The sequence below is a fragment of the Zwartia sp. genome (assembly GCF_049655405.1).
In the GTDB taxonomy this organism is placed as follows: Bacteria; Pseudomonadota; Gammaproteobacteria; order Burkholderiales; family Burkholderiaceae_B; genus Zwartia.
On the sequence record NZ_JBASJR010000016.1, the window covers coordinates 60,865 to 77,586 of the forward strand.

Genomic DNA, 16,722 nt, shown 5'->3' on the forward strand with positions numbered 1-16,722 from the left:
CACTTAATCCGGTTGGTGCGACGCAATGATGTGCTCGAGTTTTAAAATATCGACCAAAGGCAAGGCTTTTGAAAACAGATAGCCTTGTGCAAGACGACAGCCATTACTGATCAGCTCTTCGCGTTGCAATTCTGTCTCGACGCCCTCTGCGATAATTTCCAGGCCGAGCGAGGTTCCGAGCGCAATAATGCTTTTAACGATTTTTTGATTGGCTTGATCTTCGATATCCCGCACGAAATCACGATCGATTTTAAGCTTATGAAAGGGCAGGCTGCCTAGTCGCGAGAGGGAGGAGTAGCCTTTTCCAAAATCATCGATTGCAAGTTTTAATCCCATGCCAATCAGCATTTGCAGCTGCATATGCAGCTGAATGGATTGAGGGCTCTGTGAAAGCTCAGACTCTGTCAATTCCAACACAATACCATCTAGACAATCGACATCTCTCTCCAAATGGTTTGCAAAAAATGTCGTAATTTCTTGTTTGACAAAAAAGTGCGGAGAAATGTTGACCGCAATCGTTGCGTCTTTAAAGCGTGCGTTGATAAAGGGCTTGTCCGCCATCACTTTATTCAAAATTGTGACAGTCACTGCGTTGATCAGGTTTGTTTGTTCTGCAATGGCAATGAACTCTTCGGGTGACATTGCCCCGAGCTCTGCGTCCGTCCAGCGCGCCAAGGCTTCAAAACCAATAATTCGACCCGTGGCGAGCTCGACGCAGGGCTGATAGTAGGGAACAATCAGCCCGTGCTTAAGCGCATGCATGAGCTTTTCATGGATCGTATTCAGACGTTGTGCACGTGCCTGGATGTTCTTGCTATACCAAACCAGCTGTGAGCGCCCAGTTTCTTTGGCGACGCGCAACGCCATATCTGCCGCAGTGAGCAGACCGTTTAACTCTTGAGCATCGCCTGGATATGTCGCGGCACCCGCACTGAAGCTTGTATGAATCAAGCGTGGTTCGCTGATACCTGCATCCAAGGTAAAGGTATGGACAAGTTGACGCAAATTTCGCACCAGATTCGGTATGTGTTGTGTGTCTTGAATCAGCGCGATAAATTCATCGCCTGAGCGACGGCATAAAAAGGTACCTGCAGGCAAACATGCTGTCAGGTGTTCGCTCAGCTTGGTGATCGCCAGGTCACCTTCTTCGTGTCCGTACTTGTCGTTGATCATCTTGAGATTATCAAGGTCGATAAAAATCAACGCACAAGAAAAGTCCTTATCTGGATGTGTGAACAATGGGGTAATGTGATCGACAAATGCCCGGTAGTTCGGCAATCCGGTCAACTGATCGTTATAGCTCAGCTCTCGTAGTTGGATTTCTGCTTTTTTCAGTGGACTGATATCCGAAAACAGTGCGACATTTCCTAAGTTCTGACCATTTTCTGAACGTAACCTTGACGCCGACAGCATGACGGGTATGAGACGACCTTGTACGTCTTTAAAGTAAGTTTCGCCACGCCACTCGCCAACACGATCGACAGTTTGTGAAATGAGACTTTGAGAAATCGTTTCTCCCGCGGGCGATTGATGAATATCCCTGTACAACATGCCCGACTGCTGTCCAAGCAGGTGGGATTTCGTATGGCCCGTCATTTTGAGCAGGGCTGGATTGACATCAAGGATGTGTCCGTTCATGTCCGTGACCATGATGGCCTCGGCGGCATTGTCAAAAATTCTTGAAAAGGTCGACAGCTGCTTATTTAAAAGTTGTTGCGCACTCAAAATTTGTTGTAGCGAGAGGAAAAGCAAAGAAATTTCATCTTGTTGACTATCTTTGGCAATCGTGACTTCTTTGCCTGCTACGATATCTCTTGCCTGCTCAAGCAGTGCGTTTAGTCGAGCGGTGGTGGTGCGCGCAAAGGCAAGTGACCATTTTCTGAGCTTGTGTAGTAACACTCCGCCGGCTAACAACATCAGCACAAAACAAGAAGTAATTACGAAAAGAGAATACAGCGCAGATTGTCTGACCGAGATTTGTAGCGCCAGAGACTGGCTTCGGCCTGAGACTAGAAAGTCCGCTTTGGTTTGCTGGATCCAAAGGCCTTGCTTTGGGGAACTCGACAGCTTTTCTTGGGTGCTAAGATCAACGGTCACATCTTGCGGCAGGCCCATCGTCTCAATGAGTTTATTTAAATCAAAACTAATCAGAAGAAAGCCAAGCGGGGTGTCGACAAAAGGCGCATTCACAACGAGAGTTGTCAATAGTGTGCTTTGACCACTCTCAGTCGTTTCGATTGCGTATCTTGACTGGCTGGTCTGGACTGACTGAGTAATCAGTTGTTGCACCTTAGGGTTATTCATATCAACACTATGGCTATGGATGACAGGTCGTCCTCGGTAGTCCAACAATTCAATTTTATGAATGGTACTTTGATTGATTTTTTTCAATAACGGCTCGAGGTAGGCTTCGCGTCCGCTAGAGTCTGTGAGTGCTGTCCAGAGTAAAGAGGACTCTGCTAGCGCGGTCGTATCGCGAATCGTCCCCGAGACTTCAGTGCCCACTTTGGTGATCACGAGTTCTTGCACATGTTCGAGTTTGTTGACACGGTAGATATAGAGGCTCACTATGGCAATGATGAGTACGGCAAGCGCCATCAACGAGAGAGACCACCCGACGATTGAAATCAGTTTCTTTTCTATCTGATACTGAAGTGAGTTTGTCGATCGTGTCATTTCACTCTATCGGGACCAGTGCCCCGTCTGGGGTGATATTGACAAAAATCACGGAAGACGCATCGAGCGCGTCATGACGGGTGGGGGTAAAGGCTGGCGCATATTTTTTGATGACACCATCATAGGTGGGGAGTTTTTCAAGTGCCGCACGGACATCCTCGCCGCGCGTACTTTGGGCGAGATCAATCGCCATGGCGACGAGTCGCGCGGCATCGTAGGCTTGGGCCACGCCGACAGGACTCGGAATGTCAGCGACATTGCTCAAGCCATTTTCTTTGAGTGCTGCACGGGCGAGCCTGAGGGCGAGCGGGCGTTGATTGCCTACAAAAGTAAAGGTCTGGATGACTTCGAAGCGAACAGCTTTGAGGTCCTCGCGGACGAGTTCATGCAAAATGCCCCCGGCAGTCCCCCAATGGGCCACCACTGGAAGCCTTTCGGGCGCTGGTCTACGCGCAATTTCTTTAATCAGTATGGCGGCCTCTTGCTCGTTACCGACAAATAAAATGGCGCGACCCTCGTTGACTAAACATTTCGAATAGGCTGCTTCGAAACTGCGATCACCCCAGTTGTACCAGTGCGTCACTGGAACACTGAGCCCGAGATCGGAGGCCTGACTCTTGATTACAGCGTCCGAGGAGCGACCCCATGCCGTGTTGGGTAGCATGGCACAGGCTGTCTGCACCTTCAGTTGCGTGGTGATTCTTTTGAGCATCGCAGTCACACCCCAGCTGTCTTTAAGTGACACCCTGAAGGCATAAGAGCGGTGATCTCCACTTTCGGTAATTTGATCGGCTGAGCCCCAAACACTGATGAGGGGGACGCGCAGTCGCTGTGCTTCGGTTAATGACTCAACAATGATGGGGCTGTATTTTCCGCCAAATACTGTGACGAGATCTTTTTTTGCGCTAAGTCGATGAAGTTATCTTTGCCGCGCGCGGTGACGCCTTTATTATCAGTCGTCAACAGTTCAAGTGGGCGTCCACCAAGTACGCCACCTGCTGCATTGATATCCTCAATCGCGCTGCGGAGTCCAAATTCAATGGCGGCTGCGGCCGTACTGGTTTTTTGACCATAGGCTCCATCAAAGCCGAGATAGACGGGCGCGGCGTTTTTTTGAATGGTGTGCTGAGCCCAGAGCGCTTGGCTCCAGACAAGCGTACTCAGGGATCCCAGGACAATCAGCATCCAAAATGAAAATAACTGAAGCCTGTTTCTGATCCTTGATTTCATGTCATGCCTGATCCACGCGGATAGCGGTCGGAGAATTGTCTGCAAACGAGTCCAAAATAAACAGAGAACAAAAAAATCATGTTAACTTGAATTCAATCGCAACATAGGAGAAATGCTATATGTTTGAACGGTTTATCAAAGGTCGGTCGCTTGAGACGGCTAAAAAAACTGCCTTGAACTTACTCTCTGAAAAGGGCGAAACCAATGCCCAGAGCATGGCGTCCAAGCTCTTGGAAACCTTTCACGGTCTTGATCGGGCGGAACAACTCAGTTTTTTTGAGTTTATGGCGGTTAGTTTCAACCCTGATCCTACTGCGGTGCTCGCAGCGGCACAGCGTTACTCAGACCGCCCTGACCATGCAAGCTTGAGCAATCTGTTTCACACGGTTGAACCCGCACGCCAAGAATTACTGAGGCGCTTAAATCGCGCCATCGGTGGTACGCACTCTATCGTTCAAATGCGCGAAAGATTACTGGGGCACTTAAAAGCGCATCCAGGACTGAAATCGGTCGATACTGACATACAACATGTCTTTAGCTCTTGGTTTAATCCCGGGTTCTTAGAGCTTCATGAGATTACCTGGTCTTCACCAGCGATCTTGCTGGAAAAAATCATCAAGCACGAATCCGTGCATGCGATCGATGGTTGGGACGATTTACGCAGACGTTTACAGCCGGATCGCCGATGTTTTGCATTTTTCCATCCCCAGCTGCCTGGCGAGCCTCTTATTTTTGTCGAGGTGGCGCTGGTACCCACGATCGCACGTGAGGTCGGCACCTTGCTCGACAAAAAGGCCGAGACTCTTGAGGCCAAGAAATTTAAGACAGCCATCTTTTATTCGATTAGTAATTGCCAGCCCGGTCTCAAGGGTGTCTCGCTCGGCAACTTTTTGATTAAACGCGTCGCTGAAAGAATTCAGCAAGAAATTCCGTCGGTGAAAACTTTTTGTACTTTGTCGCCGATTCCTGGCTTTACAAAATGGTTGGACTCAGGTGTTCAAGCTGAGCAGTTTGATTTGACGCCAGCCAAACGTGCCAAGGTCGAGGAGGCCTTTAAACTTTTACGCGGCAAAGGTCAGCCATGGGCCAAGACCCTCGCGGCAGGTTGGACAAGCCTCAATGTTAGTGAAGAAGAAAAAGTGGCGTTGATGCGCTTGTGTTTTGTGTATCTGACGCAGGTGACTTGCACAAAAGAGGGAGATGCGGTCGCGAAATTCCATCTTTCAAATGGCGCGCAGCTCTTTAACATTAATTGGGCCGCTGACCTGTCTAAAAAGGGCGTCGCGCAATCCAGTAGCTTGATGGTGAATTATTTGTACGAGTTGGATGCAGTCGAAAATAATCACGAAGCGTTTGTGAACAAGACAGTGGTCTATGCAAAGAGTCTAGAAAAGTTGGTGTGAAACCTAGGGTTTATCGGGAGTCGTCATACTGTCTTATGGGTATAAACTAACAAATCAAGAAAGCTGATAGCGTTTTCAAATTAAATTAGCAAGGAATTAAAAATGTTAAACAAACTGATACGTCACGCAGGATTCGCTCTCGGAGTGCTGGCAGTCGCCGCGTCCCCCATCGCTTCCGCACAACAGTGGCCGACCAAGCCCGTTACTTTTGTTTCCCCATTTCCTCCAGGCGGTTCTGTTGATCCACTAGCCCGCATGTTTGCGGCCAAGCTCAGCGAAGCCCTGGGTCAGCAGTTCATCGTTGAAAACCGTACAGGCGCCTCGGGCTCAATCGGAACAGGGTACGTTGCGAAAGCGCCTGCTGATGGTTATACGTTTGTGTTTGTCTTTGATACGCATGCAACAAACCCTTATCTGTTGCCAAAGATGACCTATGACACCATCAAGGATTTGACGCCTGTGATGTTGGTGGGTACGGCACCGATGGCCTTTGCCACTTCGCCCAACAAACCATACAAAAACTTTACAGACTACGTAAAAGCGGCACAAGCTAAGCCCGACACATTGAGCTACGGTTCAGTGGGTAGCGGTAGCTTGGGTCACCTAGCGATGACATTGCTTGAGAAAGACGGCAAATTTAAAGTCGTGCACGTGCCCTACAAGGGTGGTGGTCCAATGTCCGTCGACATTATGGGCAGCCAGATTGATGGTGGTATTGGTTCAATCGCAGTGTTGGGCAATCACATCCGTAGCGGAAAAATGCGTGCCTTGGCTGTGACCAGCGAAACGCGTGCACCATCACTGCCAGATGTGCCAACGATGGCCGAGCAGGGCTTTAAGGGCTTTTCAGCCGAAGCCTGGTGGGCCGTCTATGCGCCAGCCGGTACACCTAAGGCGATCATTGACAAGCTGAATGCTGAAATGGTCAAAATTACCAAGCAGCCTGACGTCAATAAACAACTGACGGAAGTGCAAGGCATGAACCTCAAGGCCAGCACGCCTGAGGCACTCGCCAAGTTCACGCAATCCGAAATGGATCGCTGGTCCAAGGTCATCAAAGAAAACAACATCAAACCTGATTAATTGTCAGCGTTTGAGTTGGATGTAAAAACGCCCCTTCGGGGGCGTTTGTTTTGGTCACTAAAAAGACATTCAATTTGTTTCATTCAGCTGAAGCGTAATGAGATTTTAAGCGTAGCGCATCAATCTTGGTCAGGATATCGGGCAAGTCAGCGACGGTATCGATTAAAAAGTTAGGCTTGCCTGAAGCAAGCTTTTCAGAAACCTGCGAACGAATCAATTCTTTTTCCTTTTCGCACAGGCTCATCCACTCCTCATGTGTCATGCCAACTTCATTGCCGCTTGCGATCACGCCGACGGTCCAGCAGCCGCTGTGATAGCCCTCAAGCAAGCCGGGTACCGTATCATCGACTTTGATCACTGACGTTGCAGGCCAAACATTCAAATCAAGGAAACATTTATACATCCCCAACGGGCTTGGGCGGGACTCATGCAGATCGTCAGCGCATACGAGGTTGTCTGGCGTGAAGCCTTGTTTCTTGGCAAGCGGTAACACGACATTCATGATCTCGCGGTTATAGCCCGTCGTGCTGCCAACTTTGATTCCTTGGGCTCTCAGCAGGCTAAGGGTATCCAGGAATCCGGGGATGAGTTCTGAATGATGCGCGACAGAAGCTGCATTCATCGGTGTAAAAATGGCATAGAGTTCGTCTGTATCGGAATCAGAAAATGGACGATTGAATTTCTGTTCCCATTGACGGCTGATATGAGGTAAGTTGCCAAGCGTATGGATATGTTTCCATTTGGGTAAACCCATCGGACCGCGGGCATCTTCAATCGTGAGCTCAATTCCGTATTGTTCAAACAGACGAACGAAGGCTTGCATGGGCGCATGGCTGCCAAAATCAATAATCGTTCCGGCCCAGTCGAATACCACCGCACTGATGCTGGCATGTTTGTAGATATGATTGCTCATTTTAAAATCCCCATTGCTGCATAACTTCTTCGGCAAGACCAAAGGCGGTACTCGCACCCGTTCCGCTAATGACACTCACAACGCGGATGTTTGGATCCGGAGACAAAATGAGTGCATCTTGATCAGCATGTCCAACTGGGTATTTTCCTGTCCAGCGGTGCGTGATTTGATAATCGTCGAGTTTGAGTGTGCGGCGGAGCTGCTCAATAATGAGTGCATCGACAGCGTCTTGAGCAAAGGGTTCGACATCTCCTACTGGATGATGCGAGTCACCTACGACTAGGCTGCCATCTTCGCTTTGCACTACGATGAGATGAATGCCCGCCTCGAGACAGGGCAACTCTTCTTTTTTGAGCCTTGCTAAAAGAGCCTGATGACAATTTAGACCGGTATAGCCGGCATAGCGAACCAAGCTCAAATCTGACATGACCGCAGCTTGCAAAAGCAGGGGCTGAGTAGGTTGAATGCGCAGCATTTGGAGTTGAGTATGGGTGAGTTGATATTCAGCCAGATAGGGCTGAGCGACTCCGTTGAGTTCTGTGCCAGGACATAAAATCAGGCGTTCTGTATGAAAAACTTTGCTGGCTGTGCGTAGTTTCGGAAGATTGATCTCTAGCAACTCGTGATCGAAAAAGAACTCAACGCCCATTTCCTTGCTAAGCCATGTTGTCAGTTGGCCAATGGCGTCTTTGGACTCCACTCTTAGCTCGTGAGGGCTATACAGCCCGCCCTGTACATCTTCGCCTCTAATTTCTGGAAAGCGACCACGTATGGCGTCTGCACTGAGTAAGACGCAAGCCTCACCCATTTCGGTATGCTTAAAGGTGTCCAACAGGTCTAATGCTTCTAGTCGCTGTGCAACGACCAAAAGACCTTGATGGCAAATCGGAATGCCAGCTTTGGGAGCCACGTCTGCCCAGAATTCTTTCGATCTGAGCGCGCGTCGCCAAGTTTTTCCTTCGCGTTGACCCGTGATAGTAATAAAACCAAAGTTGCGAACAGAGGCCCCAGTGCAGCGGGAATTTTTTTCGAGTACGGCCACACGCAAGCCTTGCTTGGCACACATCCAAGCATGCGCTAAACCAACAATTCCAGCACCCGCAATCACGACATCGTATTTAATGGAAGGCATAGATGTGCTCCGCAGTCACAAAGTTCTTGCCACGACGTGAAAGGAGGGCTGCTTTAATGCGTGCGTCAATGCCTGGATCTTTATCCGTCAGTGAAACAGGTTTGTAGCCTAGATTGATCAGCCAATCTTGTAGCTCCCACTCATCACTAATGATGGGTTCCATTGCGGCGCGAAGATAAATGCTGAGTTCCTCGGATGATTCACGTGCGAGTTTATAGACACGCGGCAACCATCTCGCACATGCTTCGCCGTGTGACAGCCCCTCTGAAAGGGTGTCTTCGTAAGAAAGGGCATGCACTAAAGCTGTCTCAGTCAAGGCCATTGCTTGACCGGCCCAAAGTGCTGCCTGACTCATTTCCGCTCTCAGCGCAATATCGTGGGGGTGATCAATGAGTCCGGGAAGCGCACGTGTGATTTGTTGAGCGGCCGACATGGCAAATGCAAATGCCTTTGGGACGCGTTGTCGATTCCATATTGCTTCTAGCGCGTGTGCCAGCGCATCGACACCGCTGTCACGTGTGACGACCCAAGGTGCGGTGAGGCAAAGTTCAGGATCAATCACTGCCCAATCGGCAGTCGCGGCTGAACCATAAAAGGAATGCTTTGAACCGTGTTGAACATCCCAAAGCGTCGCGGTAGAGGAGACTTCGCTTCCAGTGCCGGCAGTCGTGGGCATCAGCAAAAGTGGACAGCTAATAAAGTGATCGATATCACAAGGACGATCTAGCACGCTCATGATTGAAGTGTTGGGCGCGAGCGCGATTCTCATTGACTTGGCGAGATCAAGCGTACTGCCGCCACCAATCGCGATGAGTGTCGGTATCGCTCGTCCTGCATGACGGGACCAAAAGTGAAGTCGCATCTGATCGGCCAGCTCTATAGTCATGAGGCCATCTGGACAATATAGAATTTCTTTTAAACGCGAGCCAAACATCACTCGCACCTCTTCGATGAGTGTTCGGCTGGCATTAGAGTGCATCAAAAGAACAACCGGTTGATCGCCTGTCAGGCGAGGTAAGTGGTGTCGTGCGCCGACACTAAAGGAGATCTCAGGTTTAAGCTCGCTCATGTCACACGACTCCTCAGAAAGGCTGAAACGACATCAATCAACGTGACTGTGCCCACCAAAATGATGAGGACTGCACATGTTTCTGCGTATTGAAAGCCTCGAATCACTTCGTACAAAATCACACCAATTCCACCTGCACCCACCATGCCGACAACAGAGGCGGAGCGAACATTGGATTCAAAGCGGTACAAACAAAAGGAAATCCACATGGGTAGAACTTGAGGCAAGACGCCAAAAACGATCTCTGCAAGTTTTGAGCCGCCAGCAGCGCGAATACCCTCTACCGGCCTGGGGTCAATTGCCTCCACGGCCTCGGAAAATAGTTTGGTGAGTGTTCCCGTCGTGTGCACAAAAAGGGCTAACACACCAGCAAAGGGACCTAATCCCACTGCGACGATAAACAGTAAGGCAAAGACCATTTCATTGACAGCGCGTAACGCATCCATGAGGCGGCGCATCGGTTGGTAGATCCAAGGTTTCACCACGTTGGAGGCACATAGAAATCCCAAAGGAATTGAAGCCAATACGGCTAGTAATGTTCCCCAAAGCGCGATGTGGATCGTGACAATCATTTCCTTGAAATAAATCCGCCAATCAAGAAAATTGGGAGGAAAAAAATCCTTTGCGAGTGTGACGATATTGCCGGAGTCACGCACAAGATCGACCGGACGAATCTCGGCGCCTTTCCAGGCCCAGGCGAGTATCAAAAACGCGACAAACCAGCCTAAGTAATAACTTAGGCCGGGTTTTCCAGCTAAGGCGCGGGCTTTCACCCGCTCCAGTGCACTCATATTTGTTGAATCTTGGTTCATTGAAGTTTGGCGAGAGCCTGATCAATTTCTTTAAGTTTTGCTGTCTTTTCAGCGTCGTTCAGTCCGGGTGAGGACATCACTTTCTGGCGATCTTTAAACAACTCAAGTTGACGAATAGGTTTGAGCTGGTCGTTGTTAGATGCTCTAAAGCCACCGTAGTTATAGATATTTTTTAGAATTGTTTTTTCCTGCTCATCGGTTTTGGCATAGCCCAACACAAAGGTGCGGATTTTTTCTTTGATGGCGGGATCTAAATCTTTGCGCCAAACAAAGGGATCACTTGGAATGAGCGGGCTGGTCCAGATCACACGGAGTTGTTCAAATAGCTCAGGCTTAGTCGCTTTGAGGCGGCCCATGTCCTCAGTGTTATTGGTGGCAACATCGAGTTGCTTGGCGAGGACGGCCTGGATGTTCGAGCCGTGGCTGCCGTTGCGGACTGTTTTGAAAATCGCGCGGGGTTCTACTTTGCGTTCTGAAAATACATAATAAGTAGGAACCAAGAATCCTGAGGTTGAGTTTGGATCACCAATGCCAAAGTTGACGTTCTTGGCATTTTTGAATACATCGTCGAGGTTCTTGTAAGGAGAGTCCTTATGTGTGATCAGTAAGGCTTCGTAACCGAAGCTGCCGTCTGCATACATCAGCTGGGCAAAAATTTCACCATTGGCACGATCAACAGCTTCCATGGCGGCTTTGTTGCCGTACCAAGCGACTTGCACTTTATTAAAACGCATCGCCTCGATCACGCCAGCATAGTCAGTCGCGTAGAAAGATTTCACGGTTAAGCCAGTCTTCTTTTCCATGTCTTTGAAAAAGGGTTCCCACTTTTCGCGCTGCGCAGAGGCGGAATCGGTTGCGATAATGCCAAAAGACACTTCTTGGGCAAGCGCCACAGTGCTGGACAAGGCCAGACACGCGGACACAATAAGGTTACGAAATTTCATACAAACTCCTAATTAAGCACCAATAAGGGTGGAAAACTGCTGGGTAGAAGACTGGGGACTATTAAAGGTGTCTGTCACAATTTCCTGCGCATCTGCGCCATAAAGGGCTTGCAGACGCTGGACACTGAGCTCAGAAGCCAAACCGTCATAAATCAGGCGACCTTTGCGCATACCGAGTGCACGGTGACAGTAGGTTTGGGCAATAGAGATTTGATGCAAGCTCACGATCAAGGTCATACCAAGGTCTTGTGTCAGCCCAAACAGTACATCCATGACTTTTTTTGCAGAGGTGGGATCCAGTGAGGCGACAGGTTCGTCGGCGAGTAACAATTCTGCACCGCGCAAAAGTGCCCGCGCCACGGCCACCCGTTGCTGCTGGCCTCCCGACAAGGTCGATGCGCGCTGATAGGCTTGTGGACCAAGACCAACTTTATCCAGACATTCGAGTGCCGCCACGCGTTCAGCTTCTGTAAAACGTCTCAGCAGCACATCGATTGCGGATTTGTTTGCAAGACAGCCAATCAACACATTTGTGATGACATCTAACTGTCCGACTAAATTAAACTGCTGAAACACGACGCCGATGGATTTGCGAGTTTCTCGTATATCCGGCGCAAAGCTTGTTCCTTGGTAAAAGGAGTGCGTGTCGACTGAAATGGAGCCATTTCCCGCATCAATTTTTTCAAGCCCACATAGCAAACGAATCAATGTTGACTTTCCAGATCCAGAGGCACCTAGCAACGCGACCGATTCGCCTCGATTGACAGAAAAACTGACCTCGTCGACGGCTTTAAAGCTTGCAGGCCGTCCAAAACTATGGCTTTTAAAAGTCTTTGAGACACTCTTCACATCAAGCAGGGGGGTGTTCATGCAATGAGCTCTTCTTCTAGGTGTTTGCTGACGGCTGCGCGATAGGGCCAGTGAACGATTTTTAATTCGCCAGAGTAGGTCTCAACGATGGCGGAAAGACTTTCAACCCAGTCGCCATCGTTGCAATACAACACGCCATTAATGAGTCTGATTTCAGGTCGATGAATATGTCCGCACAACACGCCATCAAAACCTCGACGTTTCGCTTCTTCGGTCAATATCGTTTCAAACTGCGTGATGAAGGAAACAGCATTTTTTACCCGATGCTTGAGATACTGTGATAGCGACCAATAGGACAGACCGAATTTGTGTCGCAAGTGATTAAAGGTGTTATTCAGTTTTAGGATAAAGGTGTAGAGCGAGTCGCCAAGGTAAGCGAGCCACTTGGCATGTTTGATGATTCCATCAAACAAATCACCGTGCGTGATCCAAATCTTTCGGCCGTCTATCAGTTCATGAACCGCTTCGTCCACGATTTCTATTTCACCAAATGCCATCCCCGCAAAAGGCCGTAGCGCTTCATCGTGGTTGCCAGCTATATAAACGACTTTTGTACCTTTTCTGGACTTACGCAATATTTTTTGAACAACATCATTGTGACTTTGTCGCCAATACCAGCCGCGTTTGAGTTGCCAGCCGTCAATGATGTCACCGACTAAATACAAATGTTCAGAATCATTAAACTTAAGAAAATCAACCAGGTACTCTGCTTTGCAACCTGGCGTACCTAGGTGAACATCCGAAATCCAGATCGCTCGGTATCGTTCATGACGTTGTTCAGGAATTGAAAATTCGGTTGAAATCATGACAAGTATTATGTCCAGGCAACATGACGGTTTTATGTCGGAATGATGAAGCTATCGTGACAGGGTTCTTTTTTGTTCCGTGCACGCATCAGGTCATGCAAAACATGTTCTGTTTTTCGGACAATGGCTTCCCAGGAATGTAGACGTGCGGTGTCGACTGCCGCTCGTCCCAGTCCATGAATCAGGGGTTGATTCATCGTTGTTTCCACGACGGCCTCTATAAAGGCTTGTTCGTCCCCAGGCGCGACAGTCATCCCGTTGACACCTGATTCGATTAAATCGCCTGCCGCAGCATGTCGATAAGCCACCACGGCCAAGCTGCTCGCCATCGCTTCAATCGTGACATTGCCGAATGTTTCCGTCAGACTAGGAAAGACAAAGACATCAGCACTTGCATAATATTGAGCAAGCTCAGTCCCTCGCTGCGTCCCGGCAAAGATGGCGTGAGGGCATTGTTTTTCTAAGCTCACTCTAAGCGGTCCATCTCCCACAATCACAAGTTTTGTTCTCGGGGAGATGGCTTGTACTGCTTCGTAGCTGCGAAGCAGTAGTTCCAGGTTTTTTTCAACGGCTAATCTGCCGACTGAAAGTAAAACGATATCGGAAGGATGGGCACCCCATGAAGCACGCAGGGATTCTGATCTTAAGTGTGATGAAAAGTGTGAAGTGTCGACACCACGCGGCATGACCTCTAGATTTATCAGGCCGAGTGTTTGAAGTTCATTTTTAAGTTTTGCCGTCGGAACCATGGTTTTGTCTGTCGCATTATGAAACCAGCGCAGATAAGCGATGATGAGTGGCTCTAAACAGCCAATTTTGTACATCGCACTGTATGCATGAAAATTAGTTCTAAAGTCTGAGGATATTGGAATGTTGAGTTCTTGCGCTGCTCGGACGGCAGACCATCCCAATGGTCCTTCAGTAGCGATATGGACGACATCTGGTCGTTTAGTCTTCCAGCGTTTCATCAGGATTTTTTTACTTGGCAGACCCATTCGCAATTCTCGATAGAAAGGAATTGGAAGTGATTTAACAAGAAAATCGCTTTGAGTCACATTGCGGCGCTCATCTTGTCGGTCTGCATCTTGTTCTGGTCTGATGACAAAGACATGATGTTGATTTTTCCTCAAACCATTCACCAGCATAGAGATGGTGTGGGCCACGCCATTGACTTCGGGAGGATAAGTTTCTGTGACAACATCGATATGAAGCTTTCTGCTATGTGCAATGTCATCAATCACTATTTGTTGAGTGTTCTCTGTCATGAGTGTCCTTATGCATACATGCACAATCACTCTAATGGAGCTCTATAACTGTTTGATGACAGTGGATTCAATTGAATTGGCCGTTTGTCATCACAAATTAATATCCCGCGTGCACGCTACGGCCTGAAGTCTGAGTATTAAGCTTTTTCATTCATGCCTTTATTGCCAATTGGCCTTACTTCGTGGAGCCGTATATGCGAGTACTTTTGGGACAACTCTCTGAGCAACGCTGGGACGATCATCGTTTGTATCACCACAGCCGAATCAATCAAAGCTTGCACTTAATCAGTGCCTTGTCGTTTATATTTTCGTATGTCATGTTGTTTATTAACCCAGTGGTCGCTTCGCTAGTCGCATGGATGGTTTCCATGACTACACGTCAGGCAGGCCATTTTTTCTTTGAGCCACGAGGCTATGATCATGTCAACAAGATGACAGACGCTCACAAAGAAGACATCAAAGTGGGTTACAACATTCAGCGCAAAATTGTGTTGATGAGTGTTTGGGCATCAGTTCCGTTCATTGCCCATTTTTATCCTCAAGCGCTTATTTGGGCAGTACCCACAGAGAAGTATCAGGATTTTGTTGGCTTGACAGCCATATGGTGGTTGTATTTAGGCGTGGGTGGGTTGTTGTTTCGTATGCTGCAATTGTGGATCCAGGACAACTATGTCAGCGCGCTGGCGTGGGGTCTTAAAATCATCACAGATCCCTTTCATGATGTGAAGTTGTATTACAAAGCGCCCTTGCGTTTGATGCAAGGGGAGTTGATCGATCCAATGCAGCACGTTCATTCAAAGTAAAGATGTTTAATTCAGTCGCGCATTGAAGATTGTTTTGATTAATTCACGCGCGACTGAACGCTTGATGTCTTTGTTGGTTTGTCCCTCAGGTGTCCACCACCATCCACCTCGTTGCATGTCCTGCGCCGCAGTGATCAAGCGGCGTGAGAATTCATCAAAATCTGCATCGGTAAAGCCCAGATTAAAAATAAGCCGTCCCGTACCGACCCAGCTGAGTGCGATGCCATGTTTTCTGAGGTAATACTGAAGCATCCAATTGAAGCGGCCAGGGACGTCGTACAGCACAGTCCACACCGTAGACATTGACTCCATACGCAGAGGAAGCTTGTGTTCTTTCAACTGTTTGTTGAGCTGATCACGTCTCGCGATCCAGGTCTCGTCAATTTTTTTATACTGAGTGATGATTTCTGGTCGATCAAGTTGATGCAAGAAGCTGTTCATTGCACCCATCACATACGGATGGGCATTAAAGGTACCTCTTGCGAAGCAGAGATCCGCTGGACGATCATTTTTAAAACGTTTCATCAATTCTGCGCTGCCACATAGAACTCCAATCGGAAATCCACCTCCGAGGGTCTTGCCATATGTCACCATGTCTGCACGGATACCGAAGTACTCTTGAGCACCACCGCGCGCGAGTCGAAATCCCATAAAGACTTCATCAAAAATCAGCACGATCCCGCGTTCAGTGCAGATCTCTCTGAGGGATTTGAGCCATGTCGTATAGGCCTCTCGGTCGAAATGTGCGTGGCGTGAGCCATCCACAAGCATGGAGTCAGTTGGGGCTGCACGGTTGGGGTGCATGGCTTGAATTGGATTGATTAATACACAAGCAATATCCCGTCGTCGACGCAGCACCCGTAAGGTGTTGACGTGCATGTCGCGCAGGGTAAGTGTGTCTGGTGAAGGCGGCATTGGGTTGCCTGGACCGGGCTGAACATCATCCCACCATCCATGGTACGCACTCGTAAACCTGACGATCTTCTTGAGGCCGGTTTGATAGCGTGCCACTCTGACGGCCTGCATGACGGCTTCTGTGCCTGACATGTGAAAAGTCACTTCATCCATTCCGGATATTTCAGTGATGCGTCGCGCATTATCCAACACACACGGATGATAGCCTCCGAGATATGGACCAAGAGCGTGTACGGCGGCGGTTCCTTCTTCGATGCATTTTTTATAAAAGTCTTGACCAAATAAGTTCACGCCGTAGGAACCACTCACATCTATATATGCGTGTCCATCAAGGTCTTTAATCCAGACACCCTCTGTTGCACTGTAGAAACTGCCAAGCGTGAGGTTTTTTTCTACGATTTCACGATACTGAAAGGGTACGCGATATCGACTGGTCAGTTGAAGGTCTGACAACATGGTTTTAGCTTGAGCGCTGTAGGAGAGTGTCTTGGGGCTTCTGTCCCGCAGTGTTTGACTTAATGTTTGAAAGGCAATCTTTCGCTGTGCGACGATTTGCGCAGGCGCACCATCTATTTCTAGCCAATTTTTATCGTCGTATGAATAACTGCGAATGACGCGTGCAAAGCGTTTAGCCCATCTTAAATGACCACCCAAGCCCGGTGATTTCGCGAGTGAAAGTTGAAGTCTTTGAAGTAATGCGGCACCTAAGTAAACAATACCGATTGTCACAATTATGTATTGCACAAGCTGCAGAATAGTCATGTTTGAAGTCCTGGCTGAGAGACTTCCTTTTTATACAAA

The 16,722-nt window shown here is 48.6% G+C and carries 14 protein-coding genes and 1 pseudogene; 3 read left to right on the forward strand and 12 right to left on the reverse strand.

Going from position 1 to position 16,722, the window contains the following annotated elements:
* Positions 1-3 precede the first annotated feature (3 nt).
* Genes WBJ47_RS14560 through WBJ47_RS14570 form a run of 3 tightly spaced genes read right to left on the reverse strand, consistent with a single transcriptional unit; the run spans position 4 to position 3,906 of the window.
* On the reverse strand, positions 4-2,676 hold the full coding sequence (locus tag WBJ47_RS14560) for a putative bifunctional diguanylate cyclase/phosphodiesterase (protein WP_422246179.1): 2,673 nt from the start codon (positions 2,674-2,676) through the stop codon (positions 4-6).
* Position 2,677: 1 nt separating this feature from the next.
* Positions 2,678-3,535, reverse strand: a complete 858-nt coding sequence (locus WBJ47_RS14565; RefSeq protein WP_424585399.1) for an ABC transporter substrate-binding protein — start codon at positions 3,533-3,535, stop codon at positions 2,678-2,680.
* The gene (locus WBJ47_RS14570) at positions 3,517-3,906 is read right to left on the reverse strand and encodes a hypothetical protein (protein WP_422246177.1); all 390 of its coding nucleotides are present in this window, start codon (positions 3,904-3,906) and stop codon (positions 3,517-3,519) included. The genes WBJ47_RS14565 and WBJ47_RS14570 overlap by 19 nt, the downstream gene beginning before the upstream one ends.
* Before the next feature lie 119 nt (positions 3,907-4,025).
* On the opposite strand from WBJ47_RS14570, the gene WBJ47_RS14575 reads away from it, so the two are divergent.
* Together WBJ47_RS14575 and WBJ47_RS14580 are read left to right on the forward strand one after the other, a co-directional pair.
* Positions 4,026-5,309, forward strand: coding sequence for a malonyl-CoA decarboxylase domain-containing protein (locus WBJ47_RS14575; RefSeq protein WP_422246175.1), 1,284 nt, complete (start codon positions 4,026-4,028; stop codon positions 5,307-5,309).
* A gap of 102 nt (positions 5,310-5,411) precedes the next feature.
* Positions 5,412-6,392 (forward strand): tripartite tricarboxylate transporter substrate binding protein, encoded by a 981-nt coding sequence (locus WBJ47_RS14580; RefSeq protein WP_422246173.1) that lies wholly within the window; start codon positions 5,412-5,414, stop codon positions 6,390-6,392.
* Positions 6,393-6,471: 79 nt separating this feature from the next.
* On the opposite strand, the gene phnX is transcribed toward WBJ47_RS14580, so the two are convergent.
* The 8 genes and pseudogenes from phnX to WBJ47_RS14620 all read right to left on the reverse strand — a co-directional run bounded on the left by phnX (position 6,472) and on the right by WBJ47_RS14620 (position 14,203).
* A complete protein-coding gene (phnX, locus tag WBJ47_RS14585) occupies positions 6,472-7,305 on the reverse strand; it encodes a phosphonoacetaldehyde hydrolase (RefSeq protein WP_422246171.1) in 834 nt (277 codons plus the stop codon).
* A 1-nt stretch (position 7,306) separates the two neighbouring features.
* Positions 7,307-8,437 carry a TIGR03364 family FAD-dependent oxidoreductase gene (locus tag WBJ47_RS14590; RefSeq protein WP_424585387.1) on the reverse strand — a complete coding sequence of 377 codons (1,131 nt, stop codon included), beginning with the start codon at positions 8,435-8,437 and terminating at the stop codon, positions 7,307-7,309.
* A complete protein-coding gene (locus tag WBJ47_RS14595; protein ID WP_424585388.1) occupies positions 8,424-9,506 on the reverse strand; it encodes an iron-containing alcohol dehydrogenase in 1,083 nt (360 codons plus the stop codon). Before WBJ47_RS14595 ends, WBJ47_RS14590 begins: the two co-directional genes overlap by 14 nt.
* Complete coding sequence (phnE, locus tag WBJ47_RS14600; protein ID WP_422243404.1) at positions 9,503-10,318, reverse strand: phosphonate ABC transporter, permease protein PhnE; 816 nt, start codon at positions 10,316-10,318, stop codon at positions 9,503-9,505. Before phnE ends, WBJ47_RS14595 begins: the two co-directional genes overlap by 4 nt.
* Positions 10,315-11,262: a phosphonate ABC transporter substrate-binding protein gene (gene phnD, locus WBJ47_RS14605; protein ID WP_422243403.1), complete on the reverse strand. Its 948-nt coding sequence runs from the start codon at positions 11,260-11,262 to the stop codon at positions 10,315-10,317. Before phnD ends, phnE begins: the two co-directional genes overlap by 4 nt.
* A gap of 12 nt (positions 11,263-11,274) precedes the next feature.
* Positions 11,275-12,132 carry a phosphonate ABC transporter ATP-binding protein gene (locus tag WBJ47_RS14610; protein ID WP_422243402.1) on the reverse strand — a complete coding sequence of 286 codons (858 nt, stop codon included), beginning with the start codon at positions 12,130-12,132 and terminating at the stop codon, positions 11,275-11,277.
* Positions 12,129-12,911, reverse strand: a pseudogene (locus WBJ47_RS14615) (UDP-2,3-diacylglucosamine diphosphatase); the annotation flags it as partial. The pseudogene WBJ47_RS14615 and the gene WBJ47_RS14610, both read right to left, overlap by 4 nt.
* Positions 12,912-12,970: 59 nt before the next feature.
* The gene (locus tag WBJ47_RS14620; RefSeq protein WP_422243401.1) at positions 12,971-14,203 is read right to left on the reverse strand and encodes a glycosyltransferase family 4 protein; all 1,233 of its coding nucleotides are present in this window, start codon (positions 14,201-14,203) and stop codon (positions 12,971-12,973) included.
* A 194-nt stretch (positions 14,204-14,397) separates the two neighbouring features.
* On the opposite strand from WBJ47_RS14620, the gene WBJ47_RS14625 reads away from it, so the two are divergent.
* Positions 14,398-15,006, forward strand: a complete 609-nt coding sequence (locus WBJ47_RS14625) for a hypothetical protein (RefSeq protein ID WP_422243400.1) — start codon at positions 14,398-14,400, stop codon at positions 15,004-15,006.
* 6 nt (positions 15,007-15,012) lie between these two features.
* Here WBJ47_RS14625 and WBJ47_RS14630 read toward each other — a convergent pair whose 3' ends face one another.
* Positions 15,013-16,683, reverse strand: a complete 1,671-nt coding sequence (locus WBJ47_RS14630; RefSeq protein WP_422243399.1) for an aminotransferase class III-fold pyridoxal phosphate-dependent enzyme — start codon at positions 16,681-16,683, stop codon at positions 15,013-15,015.
* Positions 16,684-16,722: the final 39 nt, after the last annotated feature.

Excerpts from the sequence above, each read along its gene's own strand:
- WBJ47_RS14590 (WP_424585387.1), bottom strand. The coding sequence starts at position 8,437 with ATGCCTTCCATTAAATACGATGTCGTGATTGCGGGTGCTGGAATTGTT.
- phnD (WP_422243403.1), bottom strand. The coding sequence starts at position 11,262 with ATGAAATTTCGTAACCTTATTGTGTCCGCGTGTCTGGCCTTGTCCAGC.
- WBJ47_RS14560 (WP_422246179.1), bottom strand. The coding sequence starts at position 2,676 with ATGACACGATCGACAAACTCACTTCAGTATCAGATAGAAAAGAAACTG.
- WBJ47_RS14570 (WP_422246177.1), bottom strand. The coding sequence starts at position 3,906 with ATGAAATCAAGGATCAGAAACAGGCTTCAGTTATTTTCATTTTGGATG.
- WBJ47_RS14630 (WP_422243399.1), bottom strand. The coding sequence starts at position 16,683 with ATGACTATTCTGCAGCTTGTGCAATACATAATTGTGACAATCGGTATT.
- WBJ47_RS14595 (WP_424585388.1), bottom strand. The coding sequence starts at position 9,506 with ATGAGCGAGCTTAAACCTGAGATCTCCTTTAGTGTCGGCGCACGACAC.
- WBJ47_RS14610 (WP_422243402.1), bottom strand. The coding sequence starts at position 12,132 with ATGAACACCCCCCTGCTTGATGTGAAGAGTGTCTCAAAGACTTTTAAA.
- WBJ47_RS14620 (WP_422243401.1), bottom strand. The coding sequence starts at position 14,203 with ATGACAGAGAACACTCAACAAATAGTGATTGATGACATTGCACATAGC.
- WBJ47_RS14580 (WP_422246173.1), top strand. The coding sequence starts at position 5,412 with ATGTTAAACAAACTGATACGTCACGCAGGATTCGCTCTCGGAGTGCTG.
- phnX (WP_422246171.1), bottom strand. The coding sequence starts at position 7,305 with ATGAGCAATCATATCTACAAACATGCCAGCATCAGTGCGGTGGTATTC.
- phnE (WP_422243404.1), bottom strand. The coding sequence starts at position 10,318 with ATGAACCAAGATTCAACAAATATGAGTGCACTGGAGCGGGTGAAAGCC.
- WBJ47_RS14625 (WP_422243400.1), top strand. The coding sequence starts at position 14,398 with ATGCGAGTACTTTTGGGACAACTCTCTGAGCAACGCTGGGACGATCAT.
- WBJ47_RS14575 (WP_422246175.1), top strand. The coding sequence starts at position 4,026 with ATGTTTGAACGGTTTATCAAAGGTCGGTCGCTTGAGACGGCTAAAAAA.